We start from the raw sequence: 20,830 nt of genomic DNA, 5'->3' as shown, positions 1-20,830 counted from the left end.
TCGCCGCTGATGTTCGTTCCCCCATTATGCACATAGTGCATGGCGGTTGCGCAGTATGCGCACGTCGTGCACTCTGAGTTCGGCGACACCGCTGGTCGCCACCCCGGGTGATCGCAGACGACGCCGCGGGACGACGAAACGAAGGACGACGATGACCTCTTCGAGCGTGACCGCTCACGAGAGCCCCGGGCGGGGGCGACTCGGCTCGCGGCTGAGCGAGCGGACCTTCCTGGTCTTCCTCCTGCTACCGGGGGTCGTGCTGCTCTGCGCGATCGTGCTGTACCCGCTGCTGCGGTCGCTCGTCTCGGCGTTCTTCGACGAGAACCTGCTCTACCCGGGTATGGAGTTCGTGGGGCTCGAGAACCTGTCCGCCGTCCTCGCGGACGACTTCGGCCGCCTCGTCTGGCAGACCCTCATCTTCACCGTCGGTGCGACGATCGCCCCCTTCCTCATCGGGCTCGCGCTCGCGCTCGTCCTGAACCAGCGCTTCCCCGGCCAGCGACTCCTGAGGGGCGCGTTCCTCATCCCGTGGCTGATCCCCGGCGTCGTCGTCTCGTTCCTCTGGATGTGGATCTTCGACGCCAACTACGGCGTGCTCAACGGCATCCTCATGAGCCTCGGCGCCATCGACAGCCCGGTCGCCTGGCTCTTCCAGACCGACACCGCTCGCGGCGCCCTCATCATCGCGAAGACGTGGAACACGTTCCCCTGGGTGATGGTCATGCTGCTGGCCGCGCTGCAGACGGTGCCCGGCGAGCTGCACGAGGCGGCCTCGATGGACGGAGCCGGCGTCGTCCGTCGCTTCTTCGCCGTCACGTGGCCGCACATCCGCGGTGTCGCAGCCCTCGTCGTCCTGCTCGAGTTCATCTGGAACTTCCAGCACTTCGACACGATCTTCGTGCTGACCGGCGGCGGCCCCGCCGGCACCACCAGCACCTTCGCGACCGAGGTGTACGACACCGCCTTCCGCGGCTACGACCTCGGCCACGCCGGCGCGCTCGGCATCGTCTGGATGGCGCTGCTGACGGTGCTGGTCGTGGTCTACGTCTGGCTCTCCGAGCGCGGCGAGAAGGAAGGCTCCCGATGAGCACCATCACCCCCGTCCCCGCGCCTGTCGTAACGAGGGCGACGGCCCCCGAGTCCCCGCGTCCGACCCGACGCCGACGCACCCGCATCCGCTGGGGCATGTGGACCGCGCTCGCCGTCATCGTCCTGTTCGGATTCGCCCCCGTGTACTGGCTCCTCGTGACGTCGCTCACGCCGAGCGACCGCGTGTTCGCCTTCCCGCCGGCCATCTTCCCGACGCAGGTGACGTTCGAGCACTACGCGACGGTCTTCGGCAACGAGCAGATCTTCGGCTACCTCCGCAACAGCGTGATCGTGTCGGTCATAACGGCCGTGCTGTCGGTCGTGGTGTCGATGTACATGGGATACGCCTTCTCGAAGTACCGCTTCGCGGGGCGCAAGTCGCTGATGTACTTCGTGCTCTCGAGCCAGATGTTCCCGCAGGCGCTGCTGCTCGTCACGCTCTACCTGGTCTTCGCGCAGTTCGGTCTCCTGAACACCTACCTCGCGCTGATCCTGTCCTTCACGACGTTCACGCTGCCGCTGTGCGTCTGGATGCTGAAGGGCTTCTTCGACGCGCTCCCCGACGACCTCATCGAGGCCGCGCGCATCGACGGTGCCGGTCCTTGGCGCATCTTCCACTCGGTCGTGTTCCCGCTGGCAGCCCCCGGTCTCGTCGCGGCCGGGCTGTTCGCCTTCGTTCGCGGGTGGAACGACTTCATCTTCGCGCTCACCCTCGCCGGCCCTGATCGGCAGACCCTGCCGCCCGGCCTCGTGAACACCTTCATCTCCGAGGCCAGCACCTCGTGGCCCGCGCTCATGGCGGCATCCCTGGTGGTGTCGGTGCCGGTCTGCGTCGCGTTCATCCTGCTTCAGCGCTTCCTCGTCGGCGGCATCACCGCCGGCGCGGTCAAGGGCTGACCCACCCACCCGATTCGAAGGAGAATTCATGGTCCAGGACATCTCGCGGCGCACGCTGCTGCGGTACTCGGTGTTCGGCATCGGCGGCGCCGCCGTGCTCGGGCTCGCCGGTTGCGCCCCGGGAGGCTCCGGTGCGCCGGCCGCGACACCGGGCGGCGGCACCGCCACCGACTTCACGTTCTCGTCGTGGAGCCTGTCGGAGGAAGCGGCGAAGCCGGCGATCGAGTCGGCTCTGTCGAGCTTCCGGCAGGCCGAGGGCATCGGAATCGACACGGTCGCCTACCCGTACAACGACTACCTCAACCAGCTGACGCTGCAGGTGCGGGGCGGTCAGTTCGCCGGTGCCGCCCAGCTCGACGTCGCCTGGCTGTCGGCGCTCGCCGCGCTGGGTAAGCTCACCGACCTCTCCGCGTTCGCGCAGGGCAAGGGATACACCGACGCCGCGCTGGGGGCAGGCACGTCAGACGGCAAGCAGCTCGGACTGCCGTGGACGATCGGCGCGGTGGGCCTCATCGGCAACGCCGAGCTGTACGACCGCGCCGGGGCGTCGCTCACCCCCACGACGATCGAGGAGTTCGAAGACGGCTTGCGAGCACTCAAGGGCATCGGCGTGATCCCCTACGCGGCGAGCACGAAGGCCGCGCAGCTCAAGGACATCGTCGTGTGGATGCAGACCTTCGGTTCGCCGATCGTCGACGGCGACGAGTCGGCGATCGGAGACGAAGCGTCGATCAAGGCCGTCGAGTGGTACAAGAAGCTCTACGACGAGGGACTCATCGCCCCCGACGTCGACCGGGCCGCCGCGCGCACCCTCTTCGCACAGGGTGCGACCGCGCTCTACGACGACGCGCCCGTGGGCAAGTCGGCCGTGCTGTCGCAGTCGCCCGACGCCTCGCTCAGCGACAAGATGACCCCGATCGCCCGGCCCGTGCTGAAGGCGGGCCAGACTCCGCAGCACGTCCTCTGGGGACACCTCGTCGTCGTCGTCGACGGCGAGGGATCGCAGACGGCGGCCGACTTCGCGTCGTGGCTCACCAGCGACACCGCGCAGAGCGAGGCGTACTTCACCGCGCTGGGCCTGCCGCCGACGACGGATGCCGCGCTGTCGTCGAACGCCGTCACCTCGAACGCTTTCGTCGAAGCCTTCACCTCGTCGATCACCGCGACCGCGAAGCCCAGTCCGCTGTGGAAGTACCCCGCCTACGGGCAGATGGAGACCGCGATCGCCGAGCAGGTGCAGGCGGTGCTCATCGGCCAGGCGCAGCCCGCCGCGGCGATGAAGAGCGCGGGGGAGGCGATCTCCCGCCTGCTCTGAGCCCGCCCGGGGGCGTGCCGTCCCCCTCCCGCTCGACCACACCGCCGTCCGACCGGCGGGAGCCGTCTCGCTCCCGCCGGTGATCCCCCCTGCCCCGAAGGAACCATGCGCACTCAGAACATCGAATCCGACATCACCGTCGTCGGCGGCGGCCTCGCCGGCGTTTGCGCGGCGATCAGCGCCGCACGGCTCGGGAAGCAGGTCGCGCTCGTCGGCAATCGGCCGGTGCTGGGCGGCAACTCGTCGTCGGAGGTGCGCGTCTGGGTCGTCGGAGCCACGTCGCACGGCATCCAGCGGTTCGCCCGTGAGAGCGGCGTGATCGGCGAGCTGTACGTCGAGAACCAGTACCGCAACCCGGAGGGGAACCCGATCATCTGGGACGAGGTCGTGCTCGACGCGGTGCGGGCCGAGCCCAACATCCGGTTGTTCCTCAACACGGACGTGCGCGAGATCGACACCGACGTCGTCGACGGCGAGCGGGTCGTGACGGCCGTCCACGGGTGGACGATGGGGTCGGAGATCGCCACGACGTTCCGCAGCCCGTATGTCGTCGACTGCACCGGCGACGGGCTCATCGGGTACCTGGCCGGTGCCGAGTTCCGGATCGGCCGCGAGTCCCGCGACGAGTTCGGCGAGGCATGGGCCCCCGAGATCGCCGACGACGAGCTCCTCGGCTCGACGATCCTCTTCTACACGAAGGACGTCGGGCGACCGGTCGACTTCGTCGCGCCGGACTCGGCGAAGGACATCACGACCACTCCGATCCCGACGTCGCGGATCCTGCGCTCCGGCGACTCGGGCGCGCACTACTGGTGGATCGAATGGGGCGGCCACCTCGACACCGTCCACGACAACGAGGCGATCCGCGACGAGCTGCGGTCGGTCATCTTCGGCATCTGGGACTACATCAAGAACTCCGGCCGCTTCGACGCCGAGACCCTCGACCTCGAGTGGGTCGGCACGATCCCGGGCAAGCGCGAGTACCGCCGGTTCCTCGGCGACCATGTGCTGACGCAGAACGACATCCTCGATCAGGTCGACCATCACGACGCGGTCGCGTTCGGCGGCTGGTCGATCGACCTGCATCCGGTCGAGGGCATGTACGCCACCGAGGCAGGGGCCCACCAGCGGTACTCGAACGGCATCTACGGCATCCCGTTCCGCAGCTACTACTCGCGCAACGTCGCGAACCTGCTTGTGGCGGGCCGCGACATCTCGGCGAGCCATGTCGCGTTCGGATCGACCCGCGTCATGGCGACGTGCGGTGCCGGCGGCGAGGCAGCGGGCACCGGCGCGGCCCTCGCGCTCGAGCTCGGGGTGCGCCCGCGCGCGCTGGCCGCCGATCATGCCGACGAGCTCCGCCAGGTGCTCCTGCGCCAGGACGCCTCGGTGTTCGGTGTGCGCAACACCGACCCGGCCGACCTGGCGCGGCAGGCCCGCGTGTCGGCGTCGTCGGTCGCGACCACGGTCGACCCCGTCGAGCTCGTACCGGATGCCGGCGTCGCCGAGCACCCGCTCGACTCCGACCTCGGGGTGCTCATCCCCGTCGACCCGCGGCTGGACGGCATCGACGTGCTGCTGACCGTGGCCCGGGGGACGACGCTCACCGCCGCGCTGTGGACCACCGGGCGTCGGCAGAACGCGGTGCCCATCGACGAACGGATGCGGGTTTCCGTCGACGTGTCGGCAGCCGCCGAGCCCCAGTGGGTTCGACTGCCCCTGGCGTGGGCCCCGGACGAGCCTGAGAACGTCGTCGTCGTCCTGGGCGCCGACCCCGACGTGAGCGTCGTCCTGGCCGACGCGCAGGTGCCCGGTGTGCTGACGCTGCCCCATCGACCGCAGGCCGACGGCGACCAGAACGTCGCCGTCGACGAGTCGGAAAGCGTCATCGCGTGGCCGGCGATCCCGCTGCGCGGCCGCACGCCGCGTGTGCGCCTGGATCCCGAGACCTCGGCGTTCGCGGCCCAGCAGGCGGTCGGCGGCTACCAGCGGTTCTTCGGCGGGCCGAACCTGTGGATGTCGCGTCCCGACGACACGGCGCCGCACCTCGCCCTCGCGTGGGATGACGCGCAGTCGATCAGCACCGTGCGCCTGGTCTTCGACGACGACACCGACGTCGAGCTGAACACTCTGCACCACCACCGCACACCCGACCGCGTGTTCCCCGAGCTCGTCCGCGACTACGCCGTGGAGACGCGCGGCACCGACGGCGTCTGGGTCGAACGGGTCAGCGTGACCGCGAACCGTCGGCGACAGCGTGTGCACGACGTCGGGGTCGGCGGGGTCACGGGCCTGCGGGTGCGGGTGACGGCCACGAACGGTGCCCCGCAGGCGCGGATCGTCTCGCTGCGCGTGATGTGAGAACCGAACACCCGACGAAAGGTACGACATGAGGAATCGATGGAGATTCTCGCTCGGTCTGATCGGCGTCGTCGCCTTGGCGATGCCCGCCCTGCCGGCGACCGCCGCTGGGACGGCGCCCGTCGCTGCGGCGCCGCCCGCGACCATCGAGGAGGCGTTCGACGACCTGTCTCCCGAATGGCTGCCCGCCGCCGGGACGTGGGAAGCGGCGGACGGCGTCGCGAGAGTCGTGCAGCCGGGGTCGTCGCGCGGGTCGATCCTCGCGTTGACGGGTCGCGGCCTCGACGGGACGGCGACGGTGACGGCGACCTTCGCGTCGGCAGGCGGCGGCGCAAGCGCATGGGCCGGCTTCACGGTCCGTCGAAGCGGCACGACCGACGATTACACGCAGTCGGGTTACACCGTCTTCGTGCGCAACAACGGAGAGCTGGCGCTGATCCGCGCTGCCGGTGACGGCCAGGTCGCCGTGCTCGGCACGGCGCAGACGGACGCGCGACCGGGCTCGGCCCCGGTCACGGTCTCCGTGTCGCTCGACGGCGAGCGGATGCGGGTCGGCCTCGGTGGCGCCGAGCTCGCGGCACCGCTGATCGAGGTCACGGATGCCGCCTTCTCGGGGAGCGGGTTCGCGTTCGCGGCGCACCGCGACGTCCGGATGGCGGTCGACTCGGTGCGCTTGGCGGGAGTCGTCGACCGCGCCGAGCCCGTGCCGACCGACTGCGTGGCCTGGTCGGGTGAGCCGGCGACCGACGCGGGGCGGGGCGAGGTGCTCGTGAGCGATGCTCGCGTCGCCGCGGTGTCGGCACGCATCACGGTGGGAGAGCAGCCGCAGGCGTCTGCGTACGCGCGCCTGCTCACGGCCGCCGACACCGGTCTCGAGCGTGCGCCCGCACCTCCGACGACGTTCTTCGTGCCGTTCTTCTACAACGATCCGACGGCGCACCGCGCCGCGCGCGATGGGCTGCAGAACGACGCGAACACGGCCTACGAGCTCGCGCTGGCGTATCGCCTGTCGGGCGATGCCCGTTACGGCGCCCAGGCGGCGCGGTTCATCGATGCCTGGACCAGCACGGTCGAATGCGTGCGCACCCGCGAGGACTCCGCACTCGCCTTCAGCTACCACTTCCCGGCCTTCGTCCATGCTGCCGAGCTGTTGCGGGGCACGTCGGCGTGGAGTCCGGCGTCCGAGGCCGTGTTCGCCGGCTTCCTGCGCGAGACGGCGACGCCGGTCGCGGGGTCGATCCTGCACCGCACGAACAACTGGGGCAGCTGGGCGCTCGAGACCACGACGGCCGCGGCGGCGTACCTCGACGATGAGGCGGGACTCGCCGCCGCGCACGCGCGGGCCGTCGAGCTGCTCGAGCACCAGATCGACGAGAACGGGCACCTTCCGGAAGAGGTCGACCGGAACAACGGCGTCGGCGATTACGGCATCTGGTACACGCACTTCTCGCTGCTGCCGCTCTTCCTCGTCGCCGAGACGCTGTCGGCACACGGCTACGACGTGCACGATCATGTGAACGCGAACGGGCGCGGGCTCGCAGACGCAGCGGATGCCGCGGCGGGGTGGGTCGCCGACCCGGCATCCTTCCCGTACTACACGGGCGACCTGACGAAGCTCGCGAACGTCCGCACGATCGACTATCTGCGCGACGCGGGGATCATGGCGCACAGCATGAGCTACTTCGAGTTGGCGCAGAACCACTACCCGACCGGCGAGCGGGCCGCGCTCCTCGCCGAGGAGGGACCCATGACGACGATCCACTCGGCGCCGCACCTGAGCCTCACGCACGGTGGACTCGCAGACGTCACGGCGGCACCCGGCGAGGGTGAGCCGAGTGAGCCGGGCGAAGGCGAGCCGGGCGCGGGCGAGCCGGGCGCGGGCGAGCCGGGCGCCGGAACCCCTGGCGGCGCGGGCACCGGTCCGGCGGGTGCGCCGACCGGCGAGCCGGGCGCCGGCGCGACCGGCTCGCTCGCGGCATCCGGTGGTGACGTCTCGCCCGCGACGATAGTGCTCGCCGTGGCGATGACACTCGTCGGACTGGTCCTCGTCGTCGCGCGGGTGCGCCGGCGGGAGGCTGCGGCAGGGGCCTGAGCGCGGTCTGCCGCGATCCCGGATGCAAGGGATCGCGGCAGACACGCCGTGTCGGCGGCATCCTCGCCCGCGCGTCGGATCGGATGCCTTGCATCGCGCAACCGGCGGGGTGCGACGCCGGTCAGCGGCCTGGCGGTCAGAGGGTGAGCAGCACCTTCGTCGCGCGGCGCTCGTCCATGGCTCGGTAGCCCTCGGCGGCATCGTCGAGGGGGAGCGTCAGGTCGAAGACGGCTCCCGGGTCGATCGCGCCCGACATGATGAGGTCGATCAGCTCGGGAAGGTACTGCCGAACGGGCGCCGGCCCACCGTGCAGATGCACACCCGAGCCGAAGAGCTCGGCTCCGGGCAGCTCGACGTCGTGCGAGACGCCGACGTATCCGACGTGGCCGCCGGCACGGGTGGAACGGATCGCCTGCATCATCGACTCCTGCGTGCCGACCGCCTCGATCACCGAGTGGGCGCCGAGGCCGTCCGTGAGCTCCTTGATGCGTGCGACGCCGTCGGCGCCCCGTTCCTCGACGATGTCCGTCGCCCCGAAACGGCGGGCCAGCGCCTGCCGGTCGGCGTGACGCGACATCGCGATGATGCGCTCGGCGCCGAGCTGCTTCGCGGAGAGGATGCCGAGGAGTCCGACGGCCCCGTCGCCGACGACCGCGACGGTCTTGCCGGGGCCGGCCTGAGCGGCGACGGCGGCGAACCAGCCGGTGCCGAGGACATCGGATGCCGCCAGCAGGCCGCGGATCTGGTCGTCGGTGGGCTGACCCGGGACGACGACGAGGGTGCCGTCGGCGAGGGGCACGCGCAGGCGCTCGGCCTGCGAACCGAGGCGGCCCATGGGCACCCGGTCGACGCAGTGCGACTGGTACCCGTCGCGGCAGATCTCGCACGTGTTGTCGGACGCGATGAACGAGCCGACGACGAAGTCGCCCACCGAGAGACCACTGACGTCGTCGCCGATCTCCTCGACGACACCGACGTACTCGTGGCCCATCGGGATGGGACGTCTGATGGGGTCGTCGCCACGATAGGGCCACAGGTCGGAGCCGCAGATGCAGGCCGCGGCGACACGGATGACGGCATCCGTGGGCTTCTCGATGGTCGGGTCGTCGCGCTCCTCGACGCGGACGTCGCCGGGGGCGTGCATGATGACTCCGCGCATGGTGGTTGTCCCTTCGTAGCGGTGATCCCATTCCACCTCATGGGGCGGATGCCGAGGCGCCTCTGGCCCGGGGTGCGGCATGCTGGCATGATGCGGGCGCTCGCGGCGGTGGAACGGCACCAGGCGGGGATGTTCGTGGTGGCGCTGATCCTGGGGGCGGTCGCGGCGCTCGGAATTCCGGGCCTCGGTGCGATCGCGGATCGGGCGGTCACCCCGGCGCTGGGTGTGCTGCTCTTCCTCACCTTTCTCTCGCTGCCGCTCGCGGGGCTCCGCGACGCGCTGCGCGACCTGCGGTTCGTCGCGGCGGTGATGATCGCTAATTTCGTCGCGGTTCCCGCGGTCGTGTGGCTGCTGTCCCGGTTCGTCGCGGGCGATCAGGCGCTGCTGCTGGGCGTGCTGCTCGTGCTGTTGACGCCCTGCGTCGACTACGTCATCGTCTTCGCGGGCATGGCCGGAGGCTCGCTCGACCGGCTCGTGGCGGTCACGCCCCTGCTCATGATCGCCCAGCTGCTCCTGCTGCCCGGGTACGTCTGGATCATGGCCGGCGAGCAGGCGGTCGCGGCGATCGATCCCCGCCCGTTCGTCGAGGCTTTCGTCCTGCTGATCGTGGTGCCGCTCGCGCTCGCCGCCGTGACGCAGGCGGTGGCGCGGCGCGTGCCGCGCGTGCGTTCGGCTTCGGTCGGGCTTCTGCGTGCGATGGTTCCGGTGATGATGCTGACGCTGTTCGTCGCGGTCGCTTCGCAGACGGCGGCGGTCGGGGGAGAGCTGGGGTCGCTGGCGCCCGTCGTGCCGATCCTCATCGCATTCGTGCCGTGTGCGGTGGCGGTCGGGATCGTCGTGGGGCGTCTGACCCGACTCGACGTCTCTCGCCGGCGTGCGGTCGTCTTCAGCGCGGTGACGCGCAACTCGCTGGTCGTCCTGCCGCTCGCTCTCGCCCTCCCGCCGTCGTTCGCGTTGACGCCGCTCGTGGTGGTCACGCAAACGCTCGTCGAGCTCGTCGCGATGGTCGTTCTCGTCGCTGTCGTGCCGCGGATCGTGTCGGAGCACCGTGCCGACGGCTCAGGGCCGGCCGGGTGAGCTCCCGCCCGGGGCGGAGCCGGCGGTCGGCGCCGTCGCCGTGTCGACGCGCGCGGTGAGCGAGGCGACGTACCCGGATGTCGTGTCTCCCGAGACCGTCGCGAGCTGAAGCGCTCCGCTGTCGTCTCCGAACACGTTGTCGGAGGCGAGCGACACCTGCGCGAGGTTGCGGGTGGAGCCGCTGTAGGCGGGGAGGGCGTAGACGGCGCTGCAGATGTCTTCGGGGAGGGCGACCTGGGATGTCGCGACGGCGTTCGCGGCGTCGGTCATCGCGGCCGTGTCCGGGTAGACCTCGAAGTGGATGTGCGGCCACCGGCCCGTGTAGCAGGCGGGGATGATCGAGGTGAAGGTGACGACGCCGGATGCATCGGCGACCTGCACACCTCTGAGGTACGTCTCGTCCTCGACTCCGTCGGAGTACATCGAGTATCCGCCGGCCGCGTCGCAGTGCCACACGTAGACCGCGGCTCCGGTGAACGGGACGTCGCCGCGGGCGGTGTCGAGGATCGTGAGCCGGAGGGTCATGGGCACGCCCTCGGCCGTCGCCCCGCCTTCGAGGGACGATCGGATGTCGCTGCGGACGATGCCGGAGCGCTCGAGGACGTCGGGGCCGTTCGACCCGTCGCCCGGGTAGGGGCCAGCGGTCTCGTCGGGGATCTCGCCCGCGGGTAGGGGCGAGGCCGCATCTGCCGTAGCGTCGCTCGTCGGGGTGGCGGACGGCGTCGGAGAGGGAGACCCTGTCGCGCTGGAAGATCCTGTCGCTTCGGGTGTGCAGGCGGCGAGGGCCGCGGCGCCCAATCCGATGCCGGCGAGGCTCAGGACAGAGCGCCTGCTCAGCACCGAGCGTCGCGTCATCAGGGTGCGGATGTCGAAGGGTGCGCCCTGATCGACGACCTCGTCGTCGGCGCGGTCGAGGAGGCGGCCCTCGTAGGCCGGGCCCGCGGGCGTGTGGTCGGGTTCGGGGATGCGGTTCACGTCGGGCTCCTCGTCGGTCGTGCGTCGAGCATCGCCGCACGAGCCTTCAGACTCATCGGACGGACCTATGCGCCGGATATGAGATGCGCGCCGCAGCCGTTCAGAAGTTCAGAAAGGTGCCCGGTCGGGCGGGCGGCGATGGGGACTCCCGATCGGCGGCGACCCGCGCGGCGTGCTCGCGGCCGGTGCGAAGCAGACGGCCGGTATGGGTACGTCTTCGCGGTAGATCCGCCCGAGGGGTGAGGTCCATTCCAGAACCCCGCCGCCGAGTTGTCTGACTTCCCATTTGGTGAATTGCTTCATCGAGTGGTGTCTTTGGCAGAGGTGGGCGAGGTTGTTGATGTGGGTGTGCCCGCCGAGGGCGTAGTCGATGGTGTGATCCAGTTCGCAGCGGATCGCCGCCCGCCGGCATCCGGGGAACCGGCAGTGCTGGTCCCGTGCCATCAGAAGTTTCTTCATGGCCACGGTGGGCCGGTAGGTGTCTATCTCGACCGGGGTGCGGGTGACCGGGTCGATGAACAGCCGGTCCCACTCCGACACCTGCCCGGCGAGCTGTCGTGCCGTCTCGGCGTCGATCAGCCCGGCGCCGACGGCCTCGGCGGGGTTCTCGTCGCGACCCGTCAGGGTCTCAGCGGTGACGGCGACCTGTACGCGTGCGCGGATCGCGCCGAGCCCACCGGCCCGGTCGGCACCGTAGGTCGGGTCGACCACCGGCGCCCCTCCGAGCACGAGATCACCGAGGATATCCGCGCGCAGCTGATCCATCGTCCGCGTATCGGCGGGCTCGCCCTCCACCCCGGCATCCACCCCGGCGGCATCCGCCCCGCCAGCGCCCGCGACCCGGGCGCCCTTCACGGACTGCCCCATCTGGGTCAGCCGGTCAAGCATTCCCGCGGCGATCGCGGTCGGGAGGTTCGCGACGAGGTTCGACATCCCGTCCGTCCCATGGAACACCCGTACGCACCGTTCTGCCGCCGCGGTCTTGTGCCGCTCGGTGAAGTCCTGCGGATGCACCCCTGCGGCCAGCGCTTCGAGCTCACCCCGCACCCGGGAAGGCACATCCCGCTCGCACACGCCGATCGCCGCCGCCTCGAACTCGCCCCGCACCTCGGCCGGCACCCCGGTGCCGACCCGCACGACCACATCCACGTGCCCGCGTTCGATCCGCCGCTCCACCCACGCCTCGAACACGGCCGGGTAATCATCGACGACCGTCATCGCGTGATCGATCTCACCCTGCAACCGCCGATCCGTGAGCCGCGCCATCCCCGCCGCCTCAGCCGCGACCGACCGCAGCTCCATGTCCGAGGCCATGCCCCGCACGCCGTCTCGGCGCGCCTCACGCAACGCCGACCGGCCGAGTCCCGCCAACGCCCGCATCCGCGCGACATCCCCGGCATGAAACAGATCGAGGGCCTCGGTGAAAGCGGAAAGAGCCGGCGCGTGCGGAGTCATGTCGGGTTGCCCGAATGTCCCGCCCCAATCCCAGTTCGATGCCATGTTCCCATATTCTCAGCATCCACGGACATTCATATCGAACACGCGTCCGATTGTGGGCAATCCGTGCAGTACCGGAATTGTGCAGGAATCACCGCTTCGGTCGAATGCTGTCAAGGGGATGCGGCCAGGGAGATTCCGCGGGCACCATCGCCCTATGAGCGATGACGACGATCAGACCCGGCGGGAGTTCCGGGATGCCGTGAACATGAGCCCCGCCGAGCTCGAGAAGTGGCTCGACACCGACGAATCGAAGGACGTCGGGCAGAAGAACGGGGGAGGCGAGTCGACGGGGCATCAGTCGGGCCGGCGCATCGTCAACCTTCTGCGCACGAAGAAGGACGATCTATCCGACTCCGACGTCGCTCACATGCGCAAGGTGGTCGGCTACGTCAGCCGGCACCTCGCTCAGCGACCCTCCGGTGACATCACCGAAACCGCGTGGCGATACTCCCTCATGAACTGGGGTCACGACCCCGCGAAGAAGTGACGGCCGCCGCCAGGCGTGAGAATGGAATCGTGAGCATCCCCGCGTCCGCCGGTCTGACCGAGCTGCCCGAACCGCGATTCGTCCTCGTGGGCGAGGACGGCCATCGCATCGCCACCTACTCGTGGGGAGAGGATGATCTGCCGACCGTGGTCGTCGTCCACGGGTTCGCGTCGAACACCAAGGACAACTGGGTCTCGACCGGCTGGGTGCGCGACCTGCAGCGCGCCGGCTTCCGCGTGCTCGGTCTCGATCAGCGCGGCCACGGTGCGAGCGACAAGCCGCACCGCGCCTCCGATTACGACCTCCATCAGCTCGCCTCCGACGTCGAGGCGGTGCTCGACACCTATCTCGTCGACACGGCGATGTACGTCGGGTACTCGCTGGGCGCGCGTGTGGGCTGGGAGGTGCTGCAGGACTTCTCGGCGCGCATCACCCGCGGTGTGCTGGGCGGTGTGCCCGACGGCATCCCGCTCGCCCGCCTCGACATCGATCAGGTGCGGGCGCTCGTCGAGAACGGCACCGAGGTCACCGATCCGGTGACGCAGAACTACGTGCGCCTCACGGAACGGGTTCCCGGCAACGACTTGCGGGCACTGCTGGCGATCGCGGGCGGTATGCGCGCCTCGGGCACCGTCGACCCCGATCCCGCGAACGCGCCGGAGCAGCCCGTGCTGTTCGCGACGGGCTCGCGCGACGCGATCATCGAGGGATCGAAGGCCCTCGCCGCCGCGACCCCGCAGGGACGCTTCGTCGAGATCCCCGATCGGCACCACTTCAACGCGCCGGGGTCGCGGGTGTTCCGTCAGACCGCGATCGAGTTCCTGACCGAGGGATGACGCGGCGCCGGCCGCGACGTCACGACGACGTGCGTCGGTAGGCGTCGCCGAGCCACCGGTCGTAAGCGAGCCACGGATCGGATGCCGCATCCCGCAGCGTCTCGATGTGGCCGATCAATGGGTCGATCAGCGTGAACCACTCGCCGCCCTCGCGCAGCGCGGCGAACTCGCGGTGCCGCTGCTGCTCGAGCGTCCGCCCGCCGCGCTCGAACGCGAGAAGCTCGTCGTGCCGGATCGCGGCGAGCCGCTGCCGTGGTCGCTCGCTCGTGCCGATCTTCACGCGGGCACCGAATCGCAGGTAGTAGACGACGGCGACGACCGGGCGGGGCAGGTCGGCGTCGAAGGCGTCGCCGAGACGCCATCCGCAGCGCCGACACACCCAGTGGTCCGTGTCCGCGCTGATGTCGCCGGTGCGCCCGCCGCAGACGCGACAGCGCGACGGCATCTCGGACGCATCGAGGCTCGGAGCGGGCACCGCCCCAGCATGACGCCCGCCTGCGACATCCGGCCCGGCGGCCCCGCGTCAGCGCGAGAAGACGTACAGCAGCTCGACGCCGCCGCTCGCGGCGATGGTCACTCGCGCCTCGACGCTGATCCCGTCGACGGATGCGGGCGGGAGGGCGGCGGTGTGGGATCGTCCGTCATCTGCGCGCGCAGCGTCGCTGAGCTCGGTCTCCAGTTCCGCGATCTGCTCTTCGGACCAACCCCATTCGGCGCCGCGTGCACGCAGATCGGTCGTGATGCCGCGCCAGTCGCCGCTCGACGGCGGGAGGACGGCGACCTCGGTGACCCGGTCGCCCGACGTGGTCAGCTGGAACCACGAGACGCCCGCGAAGCGGGTCGCTTCACCGCTGCCCGCGATCTCGAGCGCGACGGGTGCGATCGGTTCGATCACGCTCGCCTCGTCGGGGTCGAGGCCCAGGTCGGCAGCCGACGCCGGCGAGGTGAGGTCGATTCGTGCTTCGCCTTGACGTGTGAAGAAGTCGACACCGGCGCGATCGAATCGGGACTGGCCGTCCGCCAGCTGCTGGTCGGCCGACGGCACGGGGTCGTCTTCCGTCCACCAGGAGTTCGCCATCGCGAACGCCCCGATCCCGGCGGCGGTGCAGACCAGGAGGACGGCCGCCAGAGTCACCACCGTCAGGACGACATCCTTGCGGCGTCGCTTCTGCTGGGAGGTCGGGCCCTGGGGTGCGGATGTGGTGGCCATAGTCCTCCCTATCAGGGATGACGTCGCCACCGCCAGGGTGAACCTCGCGAGGACGCCCGGGCGGTGACGTCCTCGTCAGACCGTGACGACGATCTTGCCGCGGGTGTGGCCCTCCTCGAGACGGGCGTATGCCGCGGCGGCGGCGTCGAGGGGGAAGGTCTCGGCGACCTCGACCCGCAGCGAACCGTCGGCGGCGAGGCGCGCGAGCTCGGCGAGCTGAGCGGCATCCGGACGCACCCAGATGTAGTTGCCGCCGAACTCGGATGCCGCTCGCGGGTCGGCGATCGAGGTGACGACGCCGCCGGCGCGCAGCAGGTCGCTCGTGGAGTCGAGGGAGCTGCCGCCGGCGAAGTCGAGGACGACGTCGACGCCCTCGGGAACGATCGCGCGCACCCGGTCGGCGAGGCCGTCGCCGTAGACCACGGGCTCGGCACCGAGCTCGCGGAGGTAGTCGTGATTGCGCTCAGACGCGGTGCCGACGACGCGGGCGCCCCGCAGCCGCGCGAGCTGCACGCCGAACGAGCCGACGCCGCCGGCCGCACCGTGGATGAGCACGGTCGCGCCCTCGCCGACCGCCGAACGTTCGATGGCCTGCAGCGCAGTCAGCCCGGTGAGCGGGATCGCGGCCGCCGCGGCGAAGTCGAGGCCGTCGGGCTTGCGCGTCGCCGTGCGTACGGGCACCGCCATGTACTCGGCGACCGACCCGCCGCCGACCACGTCGGCGCGGGCGTAGGCGAGCACGGCATCGCCGACCTGGAACTCGGGGGTGTCGAGACCGACCTTCTCGACGAATCCGGCGACATCCCAGCCGGGCACGGCGGGCAGCTGGACGTCGAGGATGCCCTGCAGATACCCCTCGCGCACCTTGTAGTCGACGGGGTTCAGGCCCGCGGCCACGACGCGCACCACGAGGGTGTCGGGTCCGATGTGGGGCATCTCCCGCTCGGTGATCTCGAAGCGGTCGTTGCCGCCGAACTCGTTGTACGTCAGTGCCTTCATGTGCCGGGCCAACGTCGGCGCGCTCGACGGGATTCCCGACGGGATGCCGCCGGCGGGCGGCCTCTCGGGTCGGACGCGTAGAATCAGGGGGATCCCGTTCTGAATCGCGAGAGTCCGCCGTGTCTGCAGCATCCGCCGCCCGCACCTTCGAGGTGCGGCATGTCCAGCTCGCGCGTGCCCTTTTCGCGGCTGTCGCCGCCGTGATGATCACGTTTTCCCCTGATCACTCGGCCCCCGTCGGGATGTCGGTCTTCAGCGGTTTCGCGACCGCGACCGCGATCGTCTTCTTCGTCGGTGCCTGGCTGACGAGCCCCTCGGGTCGCCGTGCGCTGCCCATCGTCCTCGGCGCCGTCACCCTGATCGCCGCGATCGTGGCCGGCATCCCGCCGCTGCGGACGCCGGTCGGTTTCTTCGTCGTCGTCATCTCGTGGGCCGCCGTGACGGGCGTCATCGAGCTGGTCGGCGGCATCCGCGGTCGCCGCTCCGGTGCCCCGGCCGCGCGCGACGAGGTGCTCATCGGTGCGGTCACCCTTCTCCTCGTGGTCGGTCTGCTGCTGGTCAACCCCGCCTATCGCCTCGACTACGTCATCGAGGAAGCTGGAGCCTTCACGCTCACCGGCATCACCATCGGGGTGGGGCTGTTCGGCGGCTACGCCGCGATCGTCGCCGTCTTCCTCGGAATCGCCGGCTTCTCGCCGCGGCGCGAGGAGATCGCGCCCGCGGCATCCGTTCCGTCATCCCCCTCGTCCGATCCGGAGGTCGCATCGTGAGCGGCGAACACCCCACCCGCCGCGAGATCATGCGCCCGGTCCAGCTGCTGGGCCTCGCCTTCGTCGCGGCGATCTTCTCGGGTGTCATCACCCTGGTGTCGATGGGGGCGTTCCAGTCGATCCCGCGGGAGGACGTCGAGCGTGCCGTGGTCGTGGCCCTCGTCGTCGCCGGCATCGCCTTCATCGCGACGCTCGTGATCATCGCGCTGCTGATGCTCGCCGTCGATCCTGCGCAGGTGAGCAAGCGCGTCGACCGGCCCGTGCTGTATCCCGATGAGTCCGAGACGCCCGACGACCCGGCCCCCGGCTCGTCGCCCTCGTCCCCTCAGCGCTGAGGTACCCGCCGAGCGCGTACCGTCCACACGAAAACGCACCGCCCCCCGAGCTTTCTCGGCGGGGCGGTGCGTTTTCGGCGTCAGCCGAGGCGTGAGACCAGGTCGTCGGCCAGGCCCGCGTAGCCGGCGGGGGTCAGCGCGAGCAGACGCTCCTTCGCGGCGTCGCCGATGTCGAGGCCGCGCACGAACTCGGCGAGCTCGGGGGCGCCGACACGGCGACCGCGCGTCAGATCCTTCAGGAGGGCGTAGGGGTCGGTGATCTGCGAGCGACCGGCGGCGATCTCGGCACGGACGACGGTCTGGATCGCCTCGGCGAGCACCTCCCAGTTCGCGTCGAGATCCTTCAGAAGCACGTCACGCGAGAGCGAGATCTCGGTGAGCCCGCGCTGCAGGTTGTCGAGCGCGAGGAGCGAGTGGCCGAAGGCGACGCCGATGTTGCGCTGCGTCGTCGAGTCGGTCAGGTCGCGCTGCATCCGGCTCGTGACGAGCGTCTGGGCGAGGGTCGAGAGCAGGCCGCCCGAGATCTCGAGGTTCGCCTCCGCGTTCTCGAAGCGGATCGGGTTGATCTTGTGCGGCATGGTCGACGACCCGGTCGCGCCGGCGACGGGGATCTGCGCGAAGAAGCCGAGCGAGATGTAGGTCCAGACGTCGGTGGCGAGGTTGTGCAGGATGCCGCCGGCGTGACGCACCCGGTCGTAGAGCTCGACCTGCCAGTCGTGCGACTCGATCTGGGTGGTCAGGACGTTGAAGTCGATGCCGAGGCCTTCGATGAACGAGCGCGAGAGCTCGGGCCAGTCGACGTCGGGCTCCGCCGCCAGGTGCGCGGACCACGTGCCGGTCGCGCCCGAGAACTTCGCGAGGTACTCGCCGCCCTCGATCTGCTTCGCGACGCGCGCGAGGCGCCACGCGAACACGGCGATCTCCTTGCCCATCGTCGAGGGGGTGGCGGGCTGGCCGTGGGTGCGGGAGAGCATCGGGGCGTCGCGGTGCTCGCGCGCGAGGTCGCCGAGCGCGTCGATCACGGCGTGGAGCTTCGGCAGCCAGACATTCTCGACCGCGCGCTTGACGGTGAGGGCGTAGGACGCCGAGTTGATGTCCTCGCTCGTGCACGCGAAGTGCGTCAGCTCGGCGATCTGGTCGAGGCCGAGCGTCGACAGCCGGTCGCGGACGAGGTACTCGACGGCCTTGACGTCGTGACGGGTGACCGCCTCCTTCGCGGCGAGCCAGTCGATCTCGGTCTGGCCGAAGTCGCGGTACAGGCCGCGCAGCTGCGTCTTCTGCTCATCGGACAGAGGCGAGCTGCCGAACAGGCCCCGGTCGGTCAGGGCGATGATCCACTCGACCTCCACCTCGACGCGGGCGCGGTTCAGACCGGCTTCGGAGAGGTAATCGGCGAGAGATCCGACGGCGGCGGCGTATCGACCGTCGAGCGGGCTCAGGGGCTGCGGGGGCAGAGAGGTCACGAGGCTCCATTCAGTGTGAACGGGCGCTCAGGACGTGGTGCGGATCGCGGGTTCGAGCTGCCGGAAGAGCGCCCGGCTCGCGCTCTCGATCATAGCGAGCACCTCGTCGAACATCCCGGCGTCGCCGTAGTACGGGTCGGGGACGTCGAGGTCGCCGCCCGCCTGAGCGTCGTACGTCATGAGCAGGCCGAGCTTGTCGGTGTCGGCCGTCGTGCGCGCCCAGTTCGAGAGCACGCGCTCGTGCGAGCGGTCGAGCGCGACGATGAGGTCGGAACGGTCGAAGTCGGACACGGTGAAGCGGCGCGCCCGGTGCCCCCGCCCGTCGTAACCGCGCCGATCGAGCGCCTCGAGCGTGCGTCCGTCGGCTGGCTCGCCGACGTGCCAGTCTCCTGTTCCGGAGCTCGCCGACACGACCCGGTCGGCGAGGCCCGCCTGGTCGACGAACCAGCGGAAGACCACGTCGGCCATGGGGGAACGGCAGATGTTCCCCGTGCAGACGAACATGACGCGGAAGGGCTCGGCGCGTCGGGTCACCGTCCCATTCTGAAGGATGCGGCCTTTCCTGCACAGACGTACCGATGCAGGTCGTCCTCCCGGACATCAGCGGGCCGGCTCCGCGCGGCTGTCCGCTCGGGCATCGTGGCGGCATGATCTCCCCGCCGCTTCTCGCTCCCGGCTCCGCAGGGCTCGACGCCGCCACGGTGAGGACGCTCGAGATGATCGCATCGCTGCGCCCGCGCCTGACCCACCTGGGCGACGACGTGGACGCGCTCCGGCGCCGTGTCGCGGAGCTCGAGCGCGACACCGCATGGCGTGCCCGAGCCGCGCGCGTTTTCCGGAGTCGCCTGGCCGGGTGGCGGGATCGATCGGATGACGTCGCCGTGCGCATCGATCGGCTCGACGGCGAACTGCGACATGTGCAGACCCAGCTCGTGAGAGGAGGCCCATGAGCGACGACTCGCTCGATATCCGCGACGGCGGGGTCATCGCGGTCGACACGGAGCAGCTCCGGGGTGCGGCATCCGCGCTCGTCGGCCTGTCGGCGGACTGCGAGGCCCTGCGGTCGAGCTTCGAGACCGCCGCGCGTGAGCTCGCCGCGCACGATGCCACCGCGTGGCCCGCGGCGGCCTACGCCGCGGATCTCGCGCGGCTCCTCGAAGACCTCGCGGCCGACGCCTCGGCGATCGCCGGTCGGCTGCGGCATGTCGCCGATGTCTACGACATCGTCGAGCTCGAAGCGGAACGCCGGTCTGCGGCAGGCGCCGACCGGCGGGTGACGGCGCTCCTCGACCGCCGGATCGCCGCGGCCCGAGAACGGTCGCCGGCGGCTGCTGGTCGCGCCGACCTGCTGCTGACGACGTGGCCGCTGCTGCGGCACGGTGAGCTCCAGCGTCAGATCGGCGGTGCCGCGGTTCCCCTGGGCCTGCTCGGCGGTGCGGCCGTCGCTGCCAGCGGAGTCGCGCTCACCGCTCTCGGTGCGCTCGGGCTGGGGCGTACGCCGACCGGCCGCGGCGGCGCGGCGCCGGTGCCGGTCGTCGAGGTCACTCGGTCGGCCACGCCGGTGATCGCGGCGTCGGAGCCTCCCCGCACCCTCGCGGCGCTCGCGGAGCGCATCCCGCGGGAGGGCGACCAGGTTCGTGTCGAGCGCTACACCCTCGCGGGAGGCGAGCGCCGCTTCGCCGTCTACGTCGCGGGAACCCGCTCGCCCCTCGGGTTCGGCGGCCGCGAGCCGTTCGACATGTCGTCGAACGTGCAGCTCTACGCGGGGCGGGGCTCGGCGTCGTACGAATCCGTCGTGAAGGCGCTCAGCGCAGCCGGCGCCCGTCCCGGAGACGCGGTGCTCGCCGTCGGGTACTCGCAGGGCGGCGCGATCACGTCACGGCTCACTCTCGACGGGCCCTTCCGGGTCGTCGGCAACGTGACGTTCGGCTCTCCCGCCCAGGCCGACCCCGGCGACGCCACGCTGCAGGTCTCGGTGCGTCACACCGACGATCTCGTCCCCGCGCTGCAGTCGGGCGGCCACCCGGATCGCGCCGGGGCGACGGGGAGCGTCGTCGTCGAGCGCATCGCCGATCCGCCCCCGAGCATGACGGATGTCGCGCTCGGGGCCCACGCGATGGAGGCCTACCGCGACACGGCTGAGCTCGCCGACGCCTCCGGTGATCCGCGCGTCGACGGCATCCACGAGCGCCTCGTCACATTTCTGGGCGAGCGGCCCGCCGAGGTCGAGACCTACCGCGTTGAGCGGCCCCGGTGAGCGGCGAT

At 70.7% G+C, this 20,830-nt stretch carries 20 protein-coding genes; 12 read left to right on the top strand and 8 right to left on the bottom strand.

Annotated features, from left to right (window positions below):
- Positions 1-151: 151 nt before the first annotated feature.
- From AA0Y20_RS02175 to AA0Y20_RS02155, 5 genes are all read left to right on the top strand, one after another.
- A complete protein-coding gene (locus AA0Y20_RS02175; RefSeq protein WP_412937085.1) occupies positions 152-1,087 on the top strand; it encodes a carbohydrate ABC transporter permease in 936 nt (311 codons plus the stop codon).
- Positions 1,084-1,986: a carbohydrate ABC transporter permease gene (locus tag AA0Y20_RS02170; RefSeq protein ID WP_412937083.1), complete on the top strand. Its 903-nt coding sequence runs from the start codon at positions 1,084-1,086 to the stop codon at positions 1,984-1,986. Before AA0Y20_RS02175 ends, AA0Y20_RS02170 begins: the two co-directional genes overlap by 4 nt.
- Positions 1,987-2,014: 28 nt before the next feature.
- Positions 2,015-3,301 carry an extracellular solute-binding protein gene (locus AA0Y20_RS02165; protein ID WP_412937081.1) on the top strand — a complete coding sequence of 429 codons (1,287 nt, stop codon included), beginning with the start codon at positions 2,015-2,017 and terminating at the stop codon, positions 3,299-3,301.
- Between the two features lie 105 nt (positions 3,302-3,406).
- Positions 3,407-5,662: an FAD-dependent oxidoreductase gene (locus AA0Y20_RS02160; protein WP_412937079.1), complete on the top strand. Its 2,256-nt coding sequence runs from the start codon at positions 3,407-3,409 to the stop codon at positions 5,660-5,662.
- Positions 5,663-5,690: 28 nt separating this feature from the next.
- A complete protein-coding gene (locus AA0Y20_RS02155) occupies positions 5,691-7,754 on the top strand; it encodes an alginate lyase family protein (RefSeq protein WP_412937078.1) in 2,064 nt (687 codons plus the stop codon).
- Positions 7,755-7,890: 136 nt separating this feature from the next.
- Here AA0Y20_RS02155 and AA0Y20_RS02150 read toward each other — a convergent pair whose 3' ends face one another.
- On the bottom strand, positions 7,891-8,913 hold the full coding sequence (locus tag AA0Y20_RS02150; RefSeq protein ID WP_412937076.1) for a zinc-dependent alcohol dehydrogenase family protein: 1,023 nt from the start codon (positions 8,911-8,913) through the stop codon (positions 7,891-7,893).
- An 87-nt stretch (positions 8,914-9,000) separates the two neighbouring features.
- Here AA0Y20_RS02150 and AA0Y20_RS02145 point away from each other — a divergent pair, with 87 nt between their 5' ends.
- Positions 9,001-9,990 carry an arsenic resistance protein gene (locus tag AA0Y20_RS02145; RefSeq protein ID WP_412937074.1) on the top strand — a complete coding sequence of 330 codons (990 nt, stop codon included), beginning with the start codon at positions 9,001-9,003 and terminating at the stop codon, positions 9,988-9,990.
- Here the strand turns inward: AA0Y20_RS02145 and AA0Y20_RS02140 are convergent.
- Both AA0Y20_RS02140 and AA0Y20_RS02135 read right to left on the bottom strand, forming a co-directional pair.
- Positions 9,973-10,965: an intradiol ring-cleavage dioxygenase gene (locus tag AA0Y20_RS02140; protein WP_412937073.1), complete on the bottom strand. Its 993-nt coding sequence runs from the start codon at positions 10,963-10,965 to the stop codon at positions 9,973-9,975. The genes AA0Y20_RS02145 and AA0Y20_RS02140 overlap by 18 nt on opposite strands.
- Before the next feature lie 108 nt (positions 10,966-11,073).
- Positions 11,074-12,465: an HNH endonuclease gene (locus AA0Y20_RS02135; protein WP_412937071.1), complete on the bottom strand. Its 1,392-nt coding sequence runs from the start codon at positions 12,463-12,465 to the stop codon at positions 11,074-11,076.
- A gap of 154 nt (positions 12,466-12,619) precedes the next feature.
- On the opposite strand from AA0Y20_RS02135, the gene AA0Y20_RS02130 reads away from it, so the two are divergent.
- Together AA0Y20_RS02130 and AA0Y20_RS02125 are read left to right on the top strand one after the other, a co-directional pair.
- Positions 12,620-12,952 (top strand): DUF3140 domain-containing protein, encoded by a 333-nt coding sequence (locus tag AA0Y20_RS02130; protein ID WP_412937070.1) that lies wholly within the window; start codon positions 12,620-12,622, stop codon positions 12,950-12,952.
- A 29-nt stretch (positions 12,953-12,981) separates the two neighbouring features.
- Complete coding sequence (locus tag AA0Y20_RS02125) at positions 12,982-13,788, top strand: alpha/beta fold hydrolase (protein ID WP_412937068.1); 807 nt, start codon at positions 12,982-12,984, stop codon at positions 13,786-13,788.
- A gap of 19 nt (positions 13,789-13,807) precedes the next feature.
- Here AA0Y20_RS02125 and AA0Y20_RS02120 read toward each other — a convergent pair whose 3' ends face one another.
- From AA0Y20_RS02120 to AA0Y20_RS02110, 3 genes are all read right to left on the bottom strand, one after another.
- Positions 13,808-14,263, bottom strand: coding sequence for a GIY-YIG nuclease family protein (locus AA0Y20_RS02120; protein WP_412937066.1), 456 nt, complete (start codon positions 14,261-14,263; stop codon positions 13,808-13,810).
- 48 nt (positions 14,264-14,311) lie between these two features.
- Complete coding sequence (locus tag AA0Y20_RS02115) at positions 14,312-14,998, bottom strand: hypothetical protein (protein ID WP_412937064.1); 687 nt, start codon at positions 14,996-14,998, stop codon at positions 14,312-14,314.
- A 75-nt stretch (positions 14,999-15,073) separates the two neighbouring features.
- On the bottom strand, positions 15,074-15,997 hold the full coding sequence (locus tag AA0Y20_RS02110) for an NADP-dependent oxidoreductase (RefSeq protein WP_412937063.1): 924 nt from the start codon (positions 15,995-15,997) through the stop codon (positions 15,074-15,076).
- Between the two features lie 119 nt (positions 15,998-16,116).
- Between AA0Y20_RS02110 and AA0Y20_RS02105 the strand changes: the two genes are divergently transcribed.
- Complete coding sequence (locus AA0Y20_RS02105) at positions 16,117-16,767, top strand: acyl-CoA synthetase (RefSeq protein WP_412937061.1); 651 nt, start codon at positions 16,117-16,119, stop codon at positions 16,765-16,767.
- Positions 16,764-17,102 (top strand): amino acid transporter, encoded by a 339-nt coding sequence (locus AA0Y20_RS02100; protein WP_412937059.1) that lies wholly within the window; start codon positions 16,764-16,766, stop codon positions 17,100-17,102. Before AA0Y20_RS02105 ends, AA0Y20_RS02100 begins: the two co-directional genes overlap by 4 nt.
- Before the next feature lie 80 nt (positions 17,103-17,182).
- On the opposite strand, the gene purB is transcribed toward AA0Y20_RS02100, so the two are convergent.
- Positions 17,183-18,565 (bottom strand): adenylosuccinate lyase, encoded by a 1,383-nt coding sequence (purB, locus tag AA0Y20_RS02095; RefSeq protein WP_412937057.1) that lies wholly within the window; start codon positions 18,563-18,565, stop codon positions 17,183-17,185.
- Between the two features lie 27 nt (positions 18,566-18,592).
- Entirely contained in the window at positions 18,593-19,069 is a 477-nt protein-coding gene (locus AA0Y20_RS02090; protein WP_412939683.1) for a low molecular weight protein-tyrosine-phosphatase, read from the bottom strand.
- Between the two features lie 143 nt (positions 19,070-19,212).
- Between AA0Y20_RS02090 and AA0Y20_RS02085 the strand changes: the two genes are divergently transcribed.
- Together AA0Y20_RS02085 and AA0Y20_RS02080 are read left to right on the top strand one after the other, a co-directional pair.
- Complete coding sequence (locus AA0Y20_RS02085) at positions 19,213-19,515, top strand: hypothetical protein (RefSeq protein ID WP_412937055.1); 303 nt, start codon at positions 19,213-19,215, stop codon at positions 19,513-19,515.
- Positions 19,512-20,822, top strand: coding sequence for a hypothetical protein (locus AA0Y20_RS02080; protein ID WP_412937053.1), 1,311 nt, complete (start codon positions 19,512-19,514; stop codon positions 20,820-20,822). The genes AA0Y20_RS02085 and AA0Y20_RS02080 overlap by 4 nt, the downstream gene beginning before the upstream one ends.
- The last annotated feature ends 8 nt before the right edge of the window (positions 20,823-20,830 follow it).

Origin of the sequence: Microbacterium pratiae (genome assembly GCF_047302165.1) — a bacterium.
In the GTDB taxonomy this organism is placed as follows: Bacteria; Actinomycetota; Actinomycetes; order Actinomycetales; family Microbacteriaceae; genus Microbacterium.
The sequence above is the reverse complement of the archived record's forward strand: the minus strand, read 5'-3'. Positions and strand labels throughout refer to the sequence as shown.